12 protein-coding genes are annotated in these 15753 nt (G+C 64.8%); 11 read left to right on the top strand and 1 reads right to left on the bottom strand.

All coding sequences use genetic code 11. The features are described 5' to 3' along the window. Nucleotides 1–3 precede the first annotated feature (3 nt). Both B3446_RS16060 and B3446_RS16055 read left to right on the top strand, forming a co-directional pair. Entirely contained in the window at nucleotides 4–1215 is a 1212-nt protein-coding gene (locus B3446_RS16060) for a PepSY-associated TM helix domain-containing protein (protein ID WP_291383296.1), read from the top strand. 141 nt (nucleotides 1216–1356) lie between these two features. Continuing rightward, entirely contained in the window at nucleotides 1357–2586 is a 1230-nt protein-coding gene (locus B3446_RS16055) for an MFS transporter (protein WP_191578790.1), read from the top strand. 37 nt (nucleotides 2587–2623) lie between these two features. On the opposite strand, the gene B3446_RS16050 is transcribed toward B3446_RS16055, so the two are convergent. Next, complete coding sequence (locus B3446_RS16050) at nucleotides 2624–5653, bottom strand: autotransporter outer membrane beta-barrel domain-containing protein (RefSeq protein ID WP_291383294.1); 3030 nt, start codon at nucleotides 5651–5653, stop codon at nucleotides 2624–2626. A gap of 394 nt (nucleotides 5654–6047) precedes the next feature. Between B3446_RS16050 and B3446_RS16045 the strand changes: the two genes are divergently transcribed. From B3446_RS16045 to B3446_RS16005, 9 genes are all read left to right on the top strand, one after another. Beyond that, on the top strand, nucleotides 6048–7016 hold the full coding sequence (locus tag B3446_RS16045) for a SphA family protein (protein WP_291383292.1): 969 nt from the start codon (nucleotides 6048–6050) through the stop codon (nucleotides 7014–7016). A gap of 62 nt (nucleotides 7017–7078) precedes the next feature. Then, nucleotides 7079–8242: a formylglycine-generating enzyme family protein gene (locus B3446_RS16040; protein WP_291383290.1), complete on the top strand. Its 1164-nt coding sequence runs from the start codon at nucleotides 7079–7081 to the stop codon at nucleotides 8240–8242. Between the two features lie 51 nt (nucleotides 8243–8293). Continuing rightward, nucleotides 8294–9265 (top strand): AAA family ATPase, encoded by a 972-nt coding sequence (locus tag B3446_RS16035; protein ID WP_291383288.1) that lies wholly within the window; start codon nucleotides 8294–8296, stop codon nucleotides 9263–9265. Nucleotides 9266–9272: 7 nt separating this feature from the next. Continuing rightward, nucleotides 9273–10247, top strand: a complete 975-nt coding sequence (locus B3446_RS16030) for a DUF58 domain-containing protein (RefSeq protein WP_291383287.1) — start codon at nucleotides 9273–9275, stop codon at nucleotides 10245–10247. Continuing rightward, nucleotides 10244–10744, top strand: coding sequence for a DUF4381 domain-containing protein (locus tag B3446_RS16025; RefSeq protein ID WP_291383286.1), 501 nt, complete (start codon nucleotides 10244–10246; stop codon nucleotides 10742–10744). Before B3446_RS16030 ends, B3446_RS16025 begins: the two co-directional genes overlap by 4 nt. Next, nucleotides 10731–11744, top strand: a complete 1014-nt coding sequence (locus tag B3446_RS16020; protein ID WP_291383285.1) for a vWA domain-containing protein — start codon at nucleotides 10731–10733, stop codon at nucleotides 11742–11744. The genes B3446_RS16025 and B3446_RS16020 overlap by 14 nt, the downstream gene beginning before the upstream one ends. Then, entirely contained in the window at nucleotides 11729–13321 is a 1593-nt protein-coding gene (locus B3446_RS16015) for a VWA domain-containing protein (RefSeq protein WP_291383284.1), read from the top strand. Before B3446_RS16020 ends, B3446_RS16015 begins: the two co-directional genes overlap by 16 nt. Then, nucleotides 13318–14706, top strand: a complete 1389-nt coding sequence (locus tag B3446_RS16010) for a hypothetical protein (RefSeq protein ID WP_291383283.1) — start codon at nucleotides 13318–13320, stop codon at nucleotides 14704–14706. Before B3446_RS16015 ends, B3446_RS16010 begins: the two co-directional genes overlap by 4 nt. Continuing rightward, a complete protein-coding gene (locus tag B3446_RS16005) occupies nucleotides 14703–15716 on the top strand; it encodes an HAD family hydrolase (RefSeq protein WP_409558265.1) in 1014 nt (337 codons plus the stop codon). The genes B3446_RS16010 and B3446_RS16005 overlap by 4 nt, the downstream gene beginning before the upstream one ends. Nucleotides 15717–15753 lie beyond the last annotated feature (37 nt).

Raw genomic sequence — 15753 nt, 5'->3', positions numbered from 1 at the left:
GCCATGGCGCGCAAGGCCTGGGTCCAGGTTCATCGTTATTTGGGCCTGACCATGCTCCTACTGCTGCTGGTCAACGCCGTGACCGGCAGTGTCCTGGCATTCCAGCACGAGCTCGACCGCTGGCTCAACCCCCAGCTGTTCACTCCTCCACGGCAAGGCGTGGCGCTGCCGCCCGACGCCTTGATCGTGCGTGTGGAGGCGGCCAACACGCACCTGCGCGTCGCACTGCTGCCACTCGACACGCGCCCGGGCGACGCCGTCGAGCTTACGGTCGCGGCGCGCAGGCCGCCGGCCGAGGGCGTGTCCGCCTCACTGGCGTTCAACCGTCTGTTCGTCGACCCCGCGACTGGCGCGGTGCTTGGGCAGCGCCAGTGGGGCGCGTGGCGCATGGACCTGCCGCATCTCATGGGCTGGATGAACCAGCTGCACCGCACGTTCCTTTTGCCCGCGCCATGGGGCATGTGGCTGGTGGGCGGCCTGGCGCTTGTCTGGTTGCTCGCGTCGCTGATTGGCGCGTGGCTCACCTTGCCGGGGTGGGCCCAGGGCAGGCGGGCGTTCTGGCAGAAGTGGAAGCCCGCGTGGCAGATCAAACGCGGCGCCTCGCGGCAGCGGCTCACCTTTGATCTGCACCGCGCAGGCGGACTTTGGACGCTCGCCGCGGCTATCGTGCTCGCGGGCTCGGGCGTGTATTTCAATCTGGGCAACGAGATCTTCCGGCCGGCTGTCAGGCTGTTTTCCCCGATCACGCCGCATCCCGTCCAAAGCCTGCCCCGCCATGCCGGAACGAGACCGCCGCCCGCGTACGGCATCCAGGCGGCGATTGCACGCGCACGCGAGCATCTGCCCCCAGCGGCTCTCGGCTTCCTGCCCTGGTACGCCAGCCATCTGCCGGACAAAGGCGTCTATCGCATCGCCTTCAAGGAAGACGGCATGCGCGAGCGCGCGCTGCGCCTGCGCTATGAACAGATCTTCATCGATGATCAGACCGGCTTGCTGCGCGGCATGACGGGATACGACAGCGGTACGGCCGGCGATCGCTTCCTGATCTGGCAGTACCCGCTGCACACCGGCCGCATCCTCGGCTGGCCCGGCCAGGTGCTGGTCGCGGTGACAGGGCTGGTGGTGGCGTTGTTGTGCGTGACGGGTTTTCTGGTGTGGCGCGTGCGGCGCAAGGCGCGCCGGGGTGCGGGAGGGCGGGGCCAGGGCGGCATCTGAGAGGCAGGTGGAATCACCAGCTGGAGACGGCTCCGCAGCAGTGATGCCCAGGGCGCCGACGGTGAGTCAGGCCGCAGTCGGTATCATTTCGCTTGGCTTCAACGAGGGATCGCCCTCGTCACCACTTTGAGTCCTGCCGCCATGAAGAGCTCTTCTACCGCGTGGGTCATGCCTGTCGTGGCCATTTTCACGCTACAGACTGTCTCCGCGTTTCTTTCACGCCTTATCCCGATCGTTGCGACTGCAATGTCCGAAGAGTTCGGATGGAGCGGGAGTTCCATCGGCTACCTGACTGCGAGCAACGCGCTAGGCGGCCTGATGATTCTCGTTGTCGGCTCATCCATGCTTCGGCAAATTGGAGGCACGCGCAGCTTGCAGCTTGCGCTGGTCGTGGGAACGGCAAGCATGGCGCTTTTCTATTATCCGAGCATGGCCGTGGCCCTGGTGGCTTGCTTTGCCATGGGGATGAGCAACGGGGCCGCGAACCCGGCGGGAAGTGAAGTGCTGCAGAGATTCTCGCCGCCGGAGATGCGCAATCTCATGTTCTCGGTCAAGCAGGCGGGTGTGCCACTGGGCGGAATGATTGCGGGGCTGTGTATTCCGGTCGTGATCGTCCTTATCGGGTGGCGTCTGGCCCTCGTCGTCTGTGCGGTGATTGTTTTGGTGCCAACCGCGCTGACCTGGCGACTGAGCGGGATCCTGGATGTGAGGGGCTCGGCGAAGAAGCGACGGCCTTCCATCGTACCTACGCTGCACTCGTTACGCATGCTCAGCGTGCCGTTGGCGTCGTTAAAAAGCAATCGCGGCTTGTTGAAGATGTCGATTGTGGGCAGCCTGTTTGCCGTATCCCAAAGCTGCTGGTTCGCGTTCACCGTGGTCTACCTGGTGGACCGGCTGGGCTTTTCATTGAGCCTGGCGGGGGCGGTATTTGCCGTGATGCAGGTAGGAGGGGTCGTCGGCAGGATTGCGTTGGGTTGGCTTTCGGACCGCTTGGGGTCGGCCACTGGAAGTTTGTCGATTGCTGCCCTGTTCTCTGCAGGCACGACCATCCTCTTGGGATTTACCACCCCGCAATGGCCGCTGTGGTCTCTCATGGTCCTAGCCTTGGTCGCTGGGTGCTCTGCGGCAAGCTGGAACGGTGTGCAGATTGCGGAGGTCGCCCGCCGCTCGCCTGCCCACCAGATCGCAGAAACGGCTGCGGGGGCCTCGATATTGGTCAGTTTGGTGAACATCGTGGCGCCGGCTGCTTTCGCCGCCACGGTGGCGTTCAGCGGCAGGTACGATATCGCGTTCCTTTGCGCCGGTGCATGCTCGTTATTGGTGCTGTTTTTCTTGCCCCGGGACGGGCGTACTTCCCCAGCGCCTTCTTGAACGTCGTGATGATGTTTCGCGGGGCTGTCGCCTAGATTCACCATGTGTACTTCACACCAATCCGTCCTGCGTACTGATGGTAGTCCTGCGCGCCCCAGCTGCCGGAAGCGTTGACCCATCCCGTCCACCCCTTCGTGAAGTCGGCATGCACGCCCACCTTCAATTCATACCGGTCTCTGGGATACAAGTCCCCGATGGGTAATTGATTGAACGAAACGGAGCTGTCGACGTTGCTATGCCACCAGTTCACGGTCGCGAAGGGTTGCGCCTTTCGGCTGTTGCCAAGATCGAACGTGGTCGAGGTGCGCACGCCAACGCGGGTGATGGTTCCATTCGAGTCGGCGCGATCTACGCGGGTGCCGTTCTGCTCGGTGATGCTATCGGTATCCGAGTCGATGTAGATGATTTGAGCCTGCGGTTCCAGCACCCAGTTTTCCCGCAGCTTGAATGCGTAGCCGGCCTCGGCGGAGATCGCCCACGCCTGCGAGTCGTAGTCGACGCGTGGCAGCTCGCTTCCTGAGACTCGGTTGTTGAACCAGCCATATTGAAACCAGGTGTCCACGTAGGCGCCGAGTTTGGTCTCGTCGTTTTGAAACCATGTGCCGTACACGCCTGCGCTGTAACCGTTGACGCGGCCTTTGGCTTTGTAGGGGTTGCCGTCCGCGCGCGCGGTGCTGTCTGCCGTGCCATATCCCAGCATGGCGCCCACATGCAGCCGGTCGGTCTCGGAAAACAGCTTCCATTGCGCAAGATCCCCGCCTCCTTGCAGCAGAAAGATATCCGTGCTCACGGCGAAGTTGCCGTCGCGGCTGCCGGCGCTTTCCCAAGTGCCCGACGTGCGCAACCAAAGCGACGCGCGCGGGCTGTCGTCACCCGCAAGGCGCTGTGATTCGATGAACTGCGGTTCGCCCAGACGGTCGTGCATGCTCTGCACGAACATCTGACCCACCAACCGTTGATTGGCCAAATAAGCCGCGACTTCGGGGCGATACAGGGGTTCGGGCTCGGGTGTTGGCGCAGGCGGGGTTGGCGCAGGCGGAGTTGGCGGAACCGGGGGATCCGGAGGGATGGGCGGCGTGGGCGGGTCGGGAGGCGGGTCCGGGTCCGGGTCTTTTTGAGACCGCAAGTACCAGTTCTGGTCGTTCGGCCTCGAGGTGCCCCCTTGGTAGAGCCGATATTCATACGGGCCTGCGACCGCTCGGCCAGACAACGCAAATGCGCCGCCGCTGGATATTCCGCCATTGACCACGTCGACCACCTGAATCCCGCTTGCCGTCGTCAATGCACCGGGCCCACCTGCGTTCTTTATGCGCAACTGGGAAGCCCCTGTGGCGCTTCCTCCATCGATCACCAGTTTGTCCGAAGGCGATCCGTCGGTTCCCAAGTACGTATTTAGCGCGATGATGCCGTCCCCGCTGTAGTTCCTTGCGGTAACGGTCTTGTAGATGCCAGCCTGCGGCGGCGTGAAGTCGATGAGGCTTTGAGTATTGACCAGGTTTGTGACGACCGAGTCGCCTGTAACCTGCCAAGTGCTGTCGTTACTCAGGGAAAGGTTGGTCGTGCTGCCGGCCGGCGTCAGCACGCGGCCCTGGATCAGTGACGCGCTGGCGGTGACGTGCGCCGTTGCGGCCGACGTGGCGCCGACGTTGATGGCGGCGTTGCCTCCCGTGATGGAGGATCCCGACAGGGACACGATGGCGGGGCCTTCTGTTAGGTGAATGGCGTCGGCCTGGGTTGACGTGATGCTGGAATCCACTAAGGTGAACGTCTTTGCCGCGGCGCCCGTCGCGCCTGTCAGATGCAACCCTTGCGCGTTGGCGCCGGCGGTCTGCAGCGTCGCCCCGGTCGCGCTGAAGCGCGTGGCATTGACCGACACGCGTACGGCATCGGCGTTTGCGCCTTGCGTGGTGACCTGGCTGCCAGTCTCGCCGTCTTGACCCAGATTGACGGTGCCCCATCCCTCCACGTGGATGCCGTACGCCGCCTGCCCGAGTGTGCTTACCTGAGCGCCGTTGATGTTGGCCACCGCGCCGGATTGGGTGCGCACGGCGACGGAGCGGTCAGCTGTGGTCTGGATGTGTCCGCCGTCGATGGTTGCCGGTACGGTACCGGTGATGAACAGCGCAAACGTGCCAGTGCCCAACGTCGTCACCTGCGTGTCTTTCATTGCGATGCTGCCGCTGCTGGCGTAAACGCCGTAAGTGCGGTCGGACTGGATGTTCATCCCGTCTGACACGAAGGTGCTGTCCGTGGTCACATACACACCGATTGCGCTCGTGCCGAGCGTTCGCACGGACGTGCCGATGCCCCGGAATGTGCCGAAGTCCTGCAACAGAACGCCATGTACGGACGCGCCCTCTGTCGTGATGGAGCCGTTTATCGTGGTGACTTCGCTGCCGCTGTTGAGGACGTGGACGCCGTACGCGGTCGTGCCCTTGGTCAGGATGGCGGTGTCATGCAGTTCGGCTTTGGCGCCTTGCCACACCTCGGCGCCTTTGGAGCCGTTCTGCAGGGTGGTCAAGGTAGCGTTGCGCAGGACCGTCGTTGCACTTGCACCGTAGGTGCGCAGCGCATGCGAGCCTGTGAAATCGGTCGTGACATAGACGTTCGTGCCGTCGAACTGCGCCGGCAGACCTTGTGAGCCGACGTTATAAATGCCGCGCACACTTCCGCCGGTGGCATAAACATAGACGCCGCCCGGCTTGACTTCCATCCGGCCGCCGGTGCGGACATACAAGCCGTCAATGGCGTCGCCATTGACACCGATGCGGATGGGCGTTCCGTCGCCGAGCGAGGGATCCAGGATTGCCAGGCCGCCCTGAACCTGAATTCCCGTGCCGCCCATGCTTGCTGGATAGGGCGGTTTGGGCGTGATGACCGTGCCGCCGACAAATGTCTTCTCCTCGCCGGTCACCACTCGGAATGGAGTCGTGTAGGTACCTTCGGGAATGACTTCTGCGATCGAGGATGAAGCGCTGAGGGTTGCCGCCAGGCCGATGGCGACACGGGCCGCTAGGCGCGGCGACTGAAAAACGGGGGGGATATCTTCATGTTCTGCGCATTTCACGAGCGGCTCCTGCCAGTGGGATGTGACCGGAAGTCAATCTGGACGCTGCAGGAACATCGATGCGTCGTCCTTTCGAGCAGACACAACATGAACTCCGTCGAACCCTACTACTACTTTTGGCGTAGCGCAAATGTTGAAGGCGCGTTTGCATCCGTCAATAAAAACTGAAAATTAGGGAAAACCATGCCCCCGGTAATTGTGCAAATTCGGCGATTAACACTGGAGTGGCGACGTCATATGGTGCAGCATTAACGGTGCAAGTCGGATTGCCATCGCGCTGAACGTTCCATCGTGTCTCTTCATGGGGGTCGCATGGCTGTACAGCAGTACGCAGTATTGGAGTCTGGCACTTCAGTAATTCGGCACCGTTTGCTGCATCTTCCAGGGTGTTGAGATGCAGAAATGGTCGACCACCGCGATTCGCGGACTGGTTGTATTTTCCGTGGCGCTTGCGTTGCCTGGCGCCGCCCGGGCCACCGAGGGCGCGCTCGGCCGCCAGATCACCGGAACGAACGTACAGCCCAACGCCGGCATCGTTTCGCCCGAGCCAATCTGGGCCGTCAACCTTGCGCAGATCTATCTGGATGGCCGCGTGGGCGGGTCCCGGGAAGTGCCCATTGGCGGACGCACGTCACTGGGACTGGACGCCAAAGTTTCATTTACGCTGGCCACACTATTGAAAACCTGGGATACCGGCGCCGGCCGCTGGAACTTTGCGTCCAGTTTCACCTTGCCCTACGTCTGGACCAAGGTGGACGCGACGCTTACCGGCCCGGGCGGCCGTCAGGCGGGCCAAAGCGATACGGCTTCAGGACCGTTCGACCTTTATTTTTCGCCGATCATCGCGGGCTACCATTTTTCCGAAACGTCCCACATGGCACTCAGTTTGAATGTCTGGGCGCCAACCGGAAAATACAACGCCAACGACATGGCGAATCCCAGTCTGAACAACTGGACTTTTGTCCCGCAAATTGCCTATACGAAGATCTTTGCTGAATCGGGATTTCAGTTCGATACGGTGGCCGGCATTCAGTTGTTTACGCGCAATAACGCCACGGATTATCGCAACGCCCCTTTGTTCAGTCTGGATCTGATGGGCCGCAAGAAATTCGATAACGGCATGAGTGCCGGCCTCATCCTGGGCACTATTCAGCAATTGGGGAATGACTCCGGTCCCACCGCGGATCGGCTTAATGGCTTCAGGGGCCATGACTGGGCGTTGGGCCCGATTGTGACCTACGACAGGAAGCTGGCGGATAAACGGTCCTTGTCAATGAGCCTGCGATGGGTGCCCACCATCAGCAGCACAAATCGTCTGGACAGCTCGAGCACGGTAATGGGAACCGCCACGCTGGTGTTCTGATACCCGGAGTTCGAGATCGCGTGTAGACCTGTTGGCAGTAATTTCGAGACGGGGTAACAAGCATGGCGAAGCGAACACGAAATGGAGTACGAGTGGCTGGCGGCCTGTTGTTGGCTGGCGTGGTGCTGGGTGCTGCCGCCAGCACCGCATATCTCGTGATGGGCAAAGACAGCGGGCCTGAGGTGGCAAAGGTTGTTCTTGGCGACGGCAAGGCGGGGCCGGCCGGTATGGCATGGGTGCCTGCCCGCGAGTTCCTGATGGGCAGCAGCCACCGGCTTGCACAGCCCAACGAAATGCCCGCTCACAAAGTGGCAGTCAGCGGATTCTGGATGGACGTCAACGACGTTACCAACGCGCAGTTCCGGCGGTTTGTCGAGGCTACCGGCTATGTCACCACGGCGGAGCAGAAGCCCAAATGGGAAGACCTGAAGGTTCAGTTGCCGCCCGGCACCCCGCAGCCGGACGACAGCCTGCTGGTGCCGGGCGCCATGGTCTTTGTCGGGACCGACAGCGAAGTGTCCTTGCGTGACTATTCGCGATGGTGGCGATACGTGGCCGGCGCCAATTGGCGCCATCCACAAGGGCCGGGCAGCAGCATTGCCGGCAAGGACGATCATCCCGTGGTGCAGGTGTCGTACGCAGACGCGACGGCATATGCCAGCTGGGCAGGCAAGCGCCTTCCCACCGAATCCGAATGGGAAGTAGCCGCGCGCGGCGGGCTGGAGCAGGCCACGTATACGTGGGGCGACGAAGTTCTGCCCCAGGGCCAGGCCATGGCCAACATCTGGGATACACAGCAGAAGCAGCCGTTCCCCGTGGTCAAGGACGTCAAGGTTCAGGTCGGCACGATGCCCGTGGGGACTTTCCCGGCCAATGGCTATGGCCTGCACGACATGGCGGGCAACGTATGGCAGTGGACAGCCGACTGGTACCGCGCCGACGCCTTCAAGATTCAATCGCAGTACCGCCAGCCGCCGAAGGATCCGGCAGGGCCGGCCAACAGCTTCGCCCCCGACGATGGCATCGTTCCGGCCAATGCGCCCAAGCGGGTGACACGCGGCGGCTCGTTTCTTTGCAGCGAAACCTACTGCATCAGCTACCGGACCAGCGCCCGGCGCGGCACAGATCCGATGAATGGCATGTCTCACCTGGGCTTTCGCACGGTGATGACATCGGAGCAATGGAAGGTCGCGCAGGCGCGCGAGCGAGGCCTGGCCAGTCGATAGCGCCGGTCAGGCACAGTCTGATTTCCCCCTGGACAAGGAGACGGCATTCCGATGAGCAACCGTGACAGCATCCTTGAGCTTGAGCGCGCCATGGCGCAGTCCGTGCTGGGGCAGGACGGCGTCATACGTCAGGTGCTACTGGGCCTGCTCGCCGATGGCCATGTGCTGCTGGAAAGCCTGCCTGGTCTGGCCAAGACCCGCATGGTCAAGGCGCTGGCCGCCCACCTGGCGGCCGACATGAGCCGGATCCAGTTCACGCCCGATCTTCTGCCGTCCGACATCACCGGCGCGGAGGTGCTGCAACAGGACGTTCAGGGCAACAGCCGCATCCAGTTCCAGCCAGGCCCGCTGTTCGGCAATCTCATCCTCGCGGACGAGATCAACCGCGCGCCCGCCAAGGTGCAAGCGGCACTGCTGGAAGCCATGGAAGAGCGGCAGATCACCGTGGCGGGCACGACGCACCGCATGCCCGAGCTCTTCATGGTGCTTGCCACGCAGAACCCGATCGAGCAGGAGGGCACCTATCCTTTGCCCGAAGCGCAGATGGATCGCTTCATCATGAAGGTCGTGCTCGACTATCCCGACGCCGCGAGCGAGGCACGCATGCTGGCGCTGCTGCGCGGCGAAGGCGGGCAGGGCGGACCGCCTGCCGAAGTCCGGCTGCCGCAGGCAATGCTCTTCGCCTGCCGCAGCGAAATCAACCGCGTCCATGTGTCCGAGGCCCTTGACCATTACCTCGTCGATCTGGTCAACGCGAGCCGCCATCCGGCCGATTACGATCCCGATCTGGCACGTTGGATACAGGTCGGCGCCAGCCCGCGGGGCGCCATCGCGCTTGACAAGGTGGCCCGGGCTCATGCCTGGCTTGCGGGTCAGGACTTCGCCTCGCCGGACGACGTGCGCACCGCGGCCAAGCCGGTTTTGCGGCACCGGCTGCACCTGACCTACGACGCCGTCGCCGATGGCGTCCATCCGGACCAGATCGTCGACAAGTTGCTCGACGTGGTCGCCATACCGGTCTGAGGGCAGCATGGCTCCCGCCTCGCCCGCCTCCGAAGTCCAGGTCCGAATCGCGGACCTGATGGGGCTCGAAACGGCGGCGCGCGGACTGGGGTTTTTCAGCCGGCAGCCCGTGCGCAGCATCCTGGCCGGGCAGCACGGCTCGCGGCTGCGCGGCCGCGGCCTGGACTTCGAGGAGCTGCGGCGCTACCTGCCGGGCGACGACCTGCGCCAGCTGGACTGGCGCACCTCGCAGCGCTTGGGCAAGCCCTATGTGCGCACCTACAGCGAGGAGCGGGACCGTCCAGTGATGGTGGTGGTGGACCAGCGCATGGGAATGTATTTCGGCTCGGTTCGCAGCTTCAAGTCAGTGGTCGCTGCGCGCATTGCGGGCTTGTCGGCGTGGATGGCGTTCCAGGCGGGGGACCGGGTTGGCGGTCTGGTCTTCGGTGACGGGGGCGTCGACAGCGTGCGGCCGTTACGCAGCCGCGAACGTGTCCAGTCGCTGTTCGCCGCCATCGCGCGGCGCAACCAGTCGCTAAGCGCGGACCAACCGGATGTGGATGCCTCGGGTCGCCTGAATCAGGCGCTGCAAAGCGCGATTGCGCATGCGCCACACGATTGGCTGATCTGCGTGATCAGCGACTTCGCGGGCGCCGATGCCGATACGTTGCGCCTGCTGCGGAGCCTGAGCGCGCATAACGATGTGATTGCGACACTGGTCTACGATCCGCTGGCGCTCAGCGTGCCCGTGCATGGGCGGCTCGTCGTCACGCAAGGGGAATTGCAGGTGGAACTTCCGGCCTCGCGCCGGCAGGTGCGCCAGCCGTTGTCCGACTTCTTTTCGAGGCGGCTGCGGGAAGTTGCGCAGTTGCTGCGCCGAAGCCGCGTACCGCTGCTGTCCATCGACACCGCCGGGGACACCGTAGCGCAGTTGCGCCGCGAACTGGGGCGTGAGGCATCCGGTAGCCGGACCCGTACGCCGGGCGCGGGGAGCGCCGCATGAGCACGGACGCCTTGCCTTCCATCGACCAACTGGTGCAGCTTCCCTTGCCGGCGCCCGTGAGCTATTGGCCGCAGACCTGGGGATGGCTGGCGCTGGGGGCGGCCGTCCTGGCCGTGATAGCGGTTGCAGTGTGGCGTTACATGCGGCATCGCCACCGCAACCGATATCGCCGAGAGGCGCTGAACCTGCTCGAAGCCATGCAGCGTGCCTCGCGCTCGGACCCGCATGCCGCGCGCGCGTTGCCGCCGCTGCTCAAGCGGGTTGGCCTGTCGTCGGTGGCGCCGGGCGACCGGGCCAGCTTGGGCGTGCTTGGCGGCGAGAACTGGGTCACGTTCCTGAAGTCGGGCGCGGATGTGTTTGCGCCGGATGCCGGCGCGTTGCTGCGCACGCTCGCCTACGGACCTGCCGATGCGGTCGAGGCGATTCCGGCGGCCAAGATGGCGCAGCTTTTCACGGCCAGCCGGCAGTGGATGGAGCGGCATCATGTGGCGACTTGAATATCCGTGGTTGCTGGCGCTGCTGCCGCTAGGGTGGCTGGCTTACCGTTACCTGCCCCCCTATGTGCAGCGCCGCGCCGCCTTGCGCATCCCGTTCTTCGAGTCGGTGGCACGCAGCGTCGGACAGGCGCCGCAGCGTCCCGGCGTGCGCTGGGATCCATGGCAGCTTGGGCTGAACGTGCTGGTGTGGCTGCTGCTGGTATTGGCGCTGGCCCGCCCGGAGCGCGTGGAGCCGCCGCTGGAGCAGCGCCAGGCCGTGCGCGACTTGCTGCTGGCGATCGATATCTCCCAATCCATGGAGACCGAGGATTTCGTCGACCCAACCGGACGCCGAACTGACCGGCTTGCGGGCGTGAAGGACGTCGTGGCGGATTTCATTGCGCGGCGCAAGGATGACCGCATTGGCCTGATCGTGTTTGGGACCGCTGCGTATCCGCAGGCGCCGCTGACGCAGGATCACGCGACGCTTGCCTTGCTGCTCGGGCAGGTCAGCACGCGGATGGCCGGGCCGAATACCGCGATCGGCGACGCGATCGGAGTGGCGATCAAACAGTTCGAGCACGCCAAGGAGCGCGACAAGGTGCTGATCCTGCTGACGGACGGCAACGACACCGGCAGTGCGGTGCCGCCGGAGCGCGCGGCGGCCCTGGCGGCGGCGCGGCATATTGTCGTGCACACCATCGGCATCGGCGACCCGCAGGCGCAGGGAGAAGAGAAGGTCGATTTCGAGGCGCTGCGCGCCATTTCGACTCGAACAGGAGGCCGTTTTTTCGCGGCGCAGGACCAGGCTTCCCTCAGCCAGGTTTACGCGACGCTGGATCGCATCACGCCGCACGAGGTGCGCGAGCTGCGGCATCAACCCAAGCGGGATTTCTTCTGGGTTCCGCTCGGGCTTGCGACGCTGCTGCTTGCGGGCTGGCACCTGACGTCCGCGCTGCGTGGCGCGCGGCGCGGATCTCGGACTACCGCGGAAAAGGAGGACGCATGGAAGTCGACCTGAGCGCATTTCACTTCCTGCGTCCATGGTGGCTGTTGGCCCTGCCGGTCGCCGCGTTGCTGCTGTGGCTGCGGCGCGAAAGCGGTGCTGCCGCCGTGCATGCGTCGATCGCGCCGGCCCTGTTGCCGTATCTGGTGGTGAACACGCCGGGTAGCCGCGGGCCGCGGCCCGTCCATCTGTTGGCGGCGCTGGTGGCGCTGGGCGGTGTTGCGGCCGCCGGACCGGCCTGGCAGCAGGATCGTCCCGCGTTCCTGGACAATCAGGCGCCGTTGATTGCCGCCGTGGATCTGTCGCCCTCGATGGACGCCGCAGACGTGCCGCCTCGCCGGCTCGAGGCGGTCAAGCACAAGCTGCGCGACTTGCTGGCGCGCCGCGCGGGCGCGAGGATGGGACTGATCGCGTACGCCGGTGCGGCGCACCTGGTGCTGCCGCCCACCGACGACGTGGCGCTGCTGGATATGTTCGTGCAGGCGCTATCCACGGATCTCATTGCCGCGCCCGGCAAGGACGCGGCGGGTGCGATCACGCTGGCCGCGTCCGTCATGCAGGCCGAGCAGTCGGGGGGAACGCTCCTTCTGATCACCGATGGCGCGGATACCAGCCAGTTCGCCGAAATCGAGCGTCTGGCGCGCGAGAACGCCTTTCAGATCCTGGTCTGGGCGGCGGGCACCCGGAAAGGCGGGGTCGTGCTTGACGCGAAGGGTCAGCCGCGTGTGGATGCCACGGGCAAGCCGGTGATGGGGGATTTCGATGCGGACGGGCTGAAGCGGCTGGCGCAGGCCGCGCGCGCCCCGCTTGGCAGCCTCGCCTTGAACGATGACGATCTGGATTGGGTCATCCAGCATGCGCAGCGGCATTTCGAGCAGGTGCAGGACGCTGGCAGCACAGTGCATTGGAAGGACGCCGGATACTGGCTGTGCTGGCCGCTGGCATTGCTGGCGCTGGCGGGCTTGCGCCGCGGCTGGAATGTGAACTGGACGGCGGTACTGCTGATGGCATGCACCGCAGGAATGTACGCGCCATCGGCCAACGCGGGCCCGCTGGCGGACGCGTTCTTCACGCCGGACCAGCAAGGACGCTGGGCCTACGAGCACCAACGCTACACGCAGGCGGCGGCGCTGTTCCAAGACCCGTACTGGAAAGGCCGTGTGGCGTATGACGCGGGCGATTACCGGACCGCATTGGCAGCCTTTGCCAGGCTCCAGACCCCGGAGGCGGCCTTTTACCTGGGCAATACGCAGGCGCGTCTGCGCAACTATGGCGCCGCGCTTGCCGCCTACGATCACGCGCTGGGCCTGCGTCCCGCATTTCCGGAGGCCCGCACGAATCGCGAGCTGGTGGCCCGGTTGCTTGCCGCAGCCGAAGCCGAGCAGGAGGACGACGATAGCCAAAAGCCTGATGACGTCAGCCTGGACAATGACAAGGCCGCGGGCAAGATGACGGACGTTGCGGTGGCCCAGGCGGCATCCGAGGCGCTGTGGCTGCGCAATCTGAACCTGTCGCCCGGCGGCTTCCTGCGGCAGAAGTTCGCCATCGAGGAGGCCCGCAAGCAGACGGCCGTGCCGGGGAGGCAGCCATGAGCGCCTACGCCGCCATGCTGTGCCGGATCGGCCTGCTGATGCTGGCGCTATGTGCTGCGGCAGCAAGCGCCCAGTCCGCCGACCCCGGTCCGCAGTTGCGCGCCCAGGCGCACATGGCAGCGTCCGGAGACCTCATGGTGGGCGCCACCGGCACGCTGCAGGTGGACGTGCTGACGACGACGTGGTTCACCCAGCCGCCTGTCCTGCCGGTGGTGGACATCGCGGGCGCGCTGGTGTCCGGCCCCGCCGGCGAGGCGACGCTCATCCGGACCACCGTTGAGGGTGTGTCATACAGCGGGTTGCGCTACGCCTATCAGGTCAGTCCCACGGCGGCAGGCGAATTGCGCGTGCCGGCCATCGAGGTCCAGGCGCAGGTCGGCCAGGCCACCGCGCCGTTAACCGCCCGCACAAACCCGCAGGTGGTGCCCGCGTCCGGCCCGCCGGGCGCGGCAGCGGGGCATGTGCTTGCCGCGAATGCCGTCGAGGCGACCCAGCAGATCGAGTTTTCGTCGCAGCCCCTTGCGGTGGGTGGTCACGTGCGGCGCGTGATTACGGTGCGGGCGCAAGGCGCCCAGGCCATGCTGATTCCGCCGCCCGACGTATCCGCTGCGCCGGGACTCAAATCCTATGCGGCCGAGCCAGTCCTGACCACGCTGACCGACAGCCGGGGCGGCTTCGTGGGCGGACAGCGCGTGGATCGTTTTGATTATGTGATCGGGCAAGCGGGCGTCTATGACCTGCCAGCGGTGCAAATCCACTGGTGGAATGTCGGCACCGGAAAGCAGGAGCGGGTGGTGCTGCCCGCCCAGCACTTCGAGGCCACGGGCGGCGCGGCCTATCAGATGCCTTTTGCCGTGGAGCAGGACCTGCGCGACATGGGTCGGCAAGTGCAGGGGCGCGTGCCGGGCGGCTGGGCGGCGGTGATTGCAGCGGTGTTCGGCCTGGCGCTGTGGCTTGCTCTGCCATTGCTGCGCCGCGCATGCAAGGGTTTGCAGACGCTGCTAGGCGCCCGTCGACGTCGCTGGCGGGCGTCGGAGCACTACGCGGCCTTCGCGGCGCGCCGGGAACTGGCCGGGCCGGCGGACCGCCTGGACGCGTTGTACCGGTGGTTGTGGCGCAGCAACGGCGCCGTCGCCCTGGCGCAGGGGACGGCGAGACTGTCTCCCGAGCTGCGCCTGCCAGGTGCGGATGCGCTGCGAGACTGCTTTGGACCGCAGCCGGACGCGCCGAGGGGCTTGCACACGCTGCGTGAAGTCTTTCCGCGTTGGCGACGTGCGCTACGCATTGGCCGGTCTCCAACGCCGGGCGCCGGCAGCCTTCTGCCCTTGAATCCTTGCTCCAGCAATCGCGACCACCGCGCCATCATTCACGGAGGAACTTCATGAGACTACGTCGCTCCTTCGCGGCGATGCGCGGTTCGCGCTGGCTTGCGTTCCTCGCGCTGTATCTGCTGCTCGCGCACGCAAGCGCGCAGACACCGCTGCCGTCCTGGAACGACGGCCCGTCGCGCCAAGCCATTCTGACGTTCGTCGATGCCGTCACGAAAGAGGGCGGTCCGGATTACGTGGCGCCGGCTGATCGCATCGCCGTGTTCGACAACGACGGCACGCTGTGGAGCGAACAGCCGCTGTACTTCCAGCTCATCTTTGCGCTGGATGAGGTCAAGGCGCTGGCGCCTCGGCATCCGGAGTGGAAAACGGAGCAGCCGTTCAAGGCCGCGATCGAGGGCGACCGCCAGGCGCTGGCCGCGGCCGGCACGGACGGGCTGCTGAAGATCGTGGGAGCCACACATACCAACATGACGATGCAGGCGTTCTCCCAGGAAGTGAAACAGTGGATTCGGACGGCCAGGCATCCACGCTTCGACCAGCCCTACACCCGCATGATCTATGTCCCGATGGTGGAACTGCTGGACTATCTGCGCGGCAATGGATTCAAGACCTACATCGTGTCCGGCGGGGAAGTCGAGTTCATGCGGGCCTGGGCGGTGGACGCCTACGGGATACCGCCCGAGCAGGTGATCGGCAGCACGTTCGTGACCGAATTCCAGATGCAGGATGGCAAGCCCGTGCTCATGCGGACGCCCAAGCTTGACTACAACGACGACGGGCCCGGCAAGCCGGTGTCGATCAACAAGTTCATCGGCCGCCAGCCCATCTTCGCGTTCGGCAATTCGGACGGCGATCTGCAGATGCTGCAGTGGACGTCTGCAGGCAGCGGCAAGCGCTTCGCGGGACTCGTGCATCACACCGACGCCAAGCGCGAGTGGGCGTATGACCGGGATTCCCACATCGGACGGTTGGACAAGGCGCTGGATGAAGCGGCGCGGCGGGATTGGGTGATCGTGGATATGGAAAAGGAGTGGAACCGGGTTTTCGCATTTGAAACGCAGTGATCCGTTTACGTGAGTGCTTTTGCCTTTTGGGGCAAGG

Origin of the sequence: Achromobacter sp. UBA5777 (assembly GCF_002418565.1) — a bacterium.
Lineage (GTDB): Bacteria > Pseudomonadota > Gammaproteobacteria > Burkholderiales > Burkholderiaceae_B > Achromobacter > Achromobacter animicus.
This window is presented reverse-complemented; position numbering and strand designations above follow the sequence as displayed.